Source organism: Ruegeria sp. BG9 (assembly GCF_056538305.1).
The window spans coordinates 1-3,752 of the sequence record NZ_JBQFSY010000020.1; the positions used below are offsets into that span (position 1 = coordinate 1).

At 62.8% G+C, this 3,752-nt stretch carries 3 protein-coding genes; all 3 read left to right on the forward strand.

Translation table 11 applies throughout. From position 1 onward, the window contains the following. Positions 1-477, forward strand: a 477-nt coding sequence (locus ACR0I8_RS21990; protein WP_480528132.1) for a (2Fe-2S)-binding protein, incomplete at its 5' end; no start/stop codon positions are given. A gap of 25 nt (positions 478-502) precedes the next feature. Continuing rightward, positions 503-2,863 carry a xanthine dehydrogenase family protein molybdopterin-binding subunit gene (locus ACR0I8_RS21995; protein WP_170467193.1) on the forward strand — a complete coding sequence of 787 codons (2,361 nt, stop codon included), beginning with the start codon at positions 503-505 and terminating at the stop codon, positions 2,861-2,863. A gap of 95 nt (positions 2,864-2,958) precedes the next feature. Then, positions 2,959-3,750: an FAD binding domain-containing protein gene (locus tag ACR0I8_RS22000; RefSeq protein WP_170693461.1), complete on the forward strand. Its 792-nt coding sequence runs from the start codon at positions 2,959-2,961 to the stop codon at positions 3,748-3,750. Positions 3,751-3,752: the final 2 nt, after the last annotated feature.

Sequence of the window (3,752 nt, forward strand, 5' to 3'; positions counted from 1 at the left end):
ATATCGCTGACTGTGAATGGCATGTCTGTGAGCGGTGAAGTTGAGGGTCGGACGTTATTGTCTGGTTTTTTGCGGGATCATTTGTCTTTGACGGGGACGCATGTTGGCTGTGATACGGCGCAATGTGGGGCCTGTGTGGTGCATGTGAACGGCGAGGCTGTGAAGTCGTGCAACATGCTGGCGGTTGAGGCCGACGGGGCCGAGGTTGGCACGATCGAGGGTCAGGCCTCCGAGGATGGGACACTCAATGCGATCCAGCAGGCGTTTCAGGATCACCACGGGCTGCAATGCGGCTTCTGCACACCGGGCATGGTGATGAGCGCGGCGGCCTTGCTGAAGGACAATCCGCGCCCGTCCGAGGCCGAGATCCGCAAGTATCTGGAAGGCAACCTGTGCCGCTGCACGGGCTATCACAACATCGTCAAGGCGATCATGGCCGCTTCGGGCCAGGACGTCAGCAGCATCGCCGCCGAATAAGCGGCCCGAGGGAGGAGAACAAGCAATGCCCAAAGACAGTGGCATCGGAGCCAGTTCCAAGCGGCGCGAGGACGTGCGCTTTCTGACCGGAGCAGGCAATTATACCGACGACATCAACGTGGCCGGACAGGCCTATGTTCATTTCCTGCGCTCGGATATTGCGCATGGCCGGATCACCAGCCTTGATACCTCGGCGGCCGAGGCCATGCCGGGCGTGGTCAAGGTGTTCACCGGCAAGGATTTCGAAGGCGTGGGCGGCATGCCCTGCGGCTGGGAGGTGACGGACAAGCACGGCGCGCCCATGCAGGAGCCCGCGCATCCCATTCTGGCCCAGGGCAAGGTGCGCCATGTGGGCGATCCCATCGCCGCCGTTGTGGCCGACAGCCTGGAGCAGGCGCGTGACGCGGCCGAGGCGATTGACCTCGAGATCGAGGAACTGCCCGCCGTGATCGACATGAAGGCCGCCGCGCAAGAGGGCGCGACACTGGTCCATGACGATCTGAAGAACAACATCTGCTATGACTGGCAGCTGGGCGAGACTGACGATGCCAAGGTCAATGAGGTCTTCGCCAATGCGGCCCATGTGACCACGCTGGATCTGGTCAACAACCGCCTGGTCGCCAACCCGATGGAACCGCGTGTGGCGGTGGGTGAGTATAAGCGGGGCACGGATGAGTACACGCTCTATACGACCTCGCAGAACCCGCATGTGATCCGCCTGCTGATGTGCGCCTTCGTGCTGGGTCTGCCCGAGCATAAGGTCCGCGTGGTGGCCCCGGATGTGGGTGGCGGTTTTGGCACCAAGATCTTCCACTATGCGGAAGAGGCGTTCTGTACCTTCGCCGCCAAGGCCTGCAACCGGCCTGTGAAGTGGACCTCCAGCCGGTCCGAGGCGTTCATGTCGGACGCCCATGGCCGGGATCATGTCAGCAAAATCGAACTGGCGCTGGATGCGGACAATAACTTCATCGGGTTGCGGACCAACACCTACGCGAACCTTGGAGCGTATCTGTCGACCTTCTCCAGCTCCGTGCCAACCTGGCTGCACGGCACGCTGATGGCGGGCAATTACAAGACGCCGGTCATTCAGGTGAATGTGAAGGCGATGTTCACCAACACAGTGCCGGTGGATGCCTATCGCGGCGCGGGCCGGCCCGAGGCGACGTTCCAGTTGGAACGCGTGGTGGATAAAGCTGCGCGCGAGCTGGGAGTCGATCCGATTGCCCTGCGCCGTCAGAACTTCATCACCCAGTTCCCCTATGACACGCCGGTCGCTCTGACCTATGACACTGGGGATTACAACGGGACCATGGACAAGCTGGAAGCTGCGGCTGATCTGGCAGGCTTTGCCGCGCGCCGTGCGGCAAGCGAGGCCAAGGGCAAGCTGCGGGGTCTGGGCATCAACTGCTATATCGAAGCGTGCGGCATTGCGCCCTCGAACATCGTTGGCATGCTGGGGGCCCGAGCGGGTCTTTATGACGCGGCGACCGTGCGGGTGAATGCCACCGGCTCGATCAGCGTCATGGTTGGCGCGCACAGCCACGGGCAGGGGCATGAGACCGCCTTCCCGCAGGTTGTGGCCGACATGATCGGCATTGATGAATCGATGGTCGAGATCGTGCATGGCGACACCTCAAAAATCCCGTTCGGCATGGGCACCTATGGCTCGCGCTCTCTGGCGGTCTGTGGCTCGGCCATGGTGAAGGCCACCGAGAAGGTGATCGACAAGGCCAAGAAGATCGCAGCCCACCTGCTGGAGGCCTCCGAGGCGGATATCGAGCTGAAGGACGGTCAGTTCAGCGTGGCAGGCACCGACAAGTCGGTGGCCTGGGGCGACGTGACCCTGACAGCTTATGTGCCGCATAACTTCCCGCTGGAGGTTGAGCCGGGGCTGGAGGAGACCGCGTTCTATGACCCGGCCAACTTCACCTTCCCCTCGGGCGCTTATGCCTGCGAGGTTGAGGTCGACCCCGAGACCGGTCAGGTCAGTATCGAGGCCTTCACCGCGGCGGATGACTTTGGCAACATTGTCAATCCGATGATCGTGGATGGTCAGGTGCATGGCGGCATTGGCCAGGGTATCGGCCAGGCTCTGCTGGAGAACTGCGCCTATGATGAGAATGGCCAGCTGTTGAGCGCGTCCTTCATGGATTACGCCATGCCGCGCGCCGATGATGTGCCCTTCTACGGCGTGGATCATTCCAGCCAGACGCCCTGTACGCATAACCCGCTGGGTGTGAAGGGCTGTGGTGAGGCCGGGGCGATTGGCTCTCCGCCGGCTGTGGTCAATGCCGTTCTGGATGCGATGAATTCGGGCGGCAAGGCGGTGGATCACATCGACATGCCAGTAAGCCCGTCGCGCGTCTGGGCGGCGATGAACAGCTGAGTTGAGAGGGCGGACCGGGGGCCAGCCCCCGGACCCCCGAGGTATTTTTAGCCAGATGAAGAGCGGATCTGCGCTCTTCGGAAAGGAAAAGCGGAATGTACAGTTTCGAGTTTGAGAAGCCTTCGAGCATTGCCGACGCGGTTGCTGCGTTGGGGGCCGAGGATGCGCAGCCATTGGGCGGGGGTCAGACGCTGATCCCGACGCTGAAGCAGCGCCTGGCGGCCCCTTCGGTGCTGGTCAGCATGGGTGGGATTGCCGAGATGCAGGGTGTCTGTGTCGAGGATGACGGCTCGGTCGTCATTGGCGGGGCGACGCCCCATGCCACGGTGGCGCGTGAGGCGGCGGGGTCGTATCCGGCGCTGGCGGCTTTGGCGGGTCAGATCGGCGACCCGGCGGTGCGCAACCGCGGCACCATTGGCGGGTCGGTGGCCAACAATGATCCGGCGGCCTGTTATCCGGCGGGTGTGCTGGGCTCGGGCGCGACCATCGTGACCAACGCGCGGCAGATCGCGGCGGATGAGTTCTTTCAGGGCATGTTTGCAACCGCGCTGGATGAGGGCGAGATCATCACCTCGGTTCGGTTCCCGGTGCCGCAGGCGGCGAGCTATCAGAAGTTCCTGCAGCCCGCATCCCGATTTGCCTTGGTCGGCGTCTACGTGGCGCGCTTTGCGGAGGGTGTCCGCGTGGCCGTGACCGGCGCCAGCGAAGACGGCGTGTTCCGGTGGGCCGAGGCCGAAGAGGCCTTGAACAAATCCTTCAGCGCCGAGGCGTTGATGGGGCTGAGTGTCAACCCGATGAACATGATCGCCGACCTGCACGGCAGCAAAACCTACCGCGCGCATCTCGTCAGCGTCATGACAAAACGCGCCGTCCAAGACTGCTTGTAACC

Coding starts and splice junctions, on each gene's coding strand:
- ACR0I8_RS21995 (WP_170467193.1), top strand. CDS start 503: ATGCCCAAAGACAGTGGCATCGGAGCCAGTTCCAAGCGGCGCGAGGAC.
- ACR0I8_RS22000 (WP_170693461.1), top strand. CDS start 2,959: ATGTACAGTTTCGAGTTTGAGAAGCCTTCGAGCATTGCCGACGCGGTT.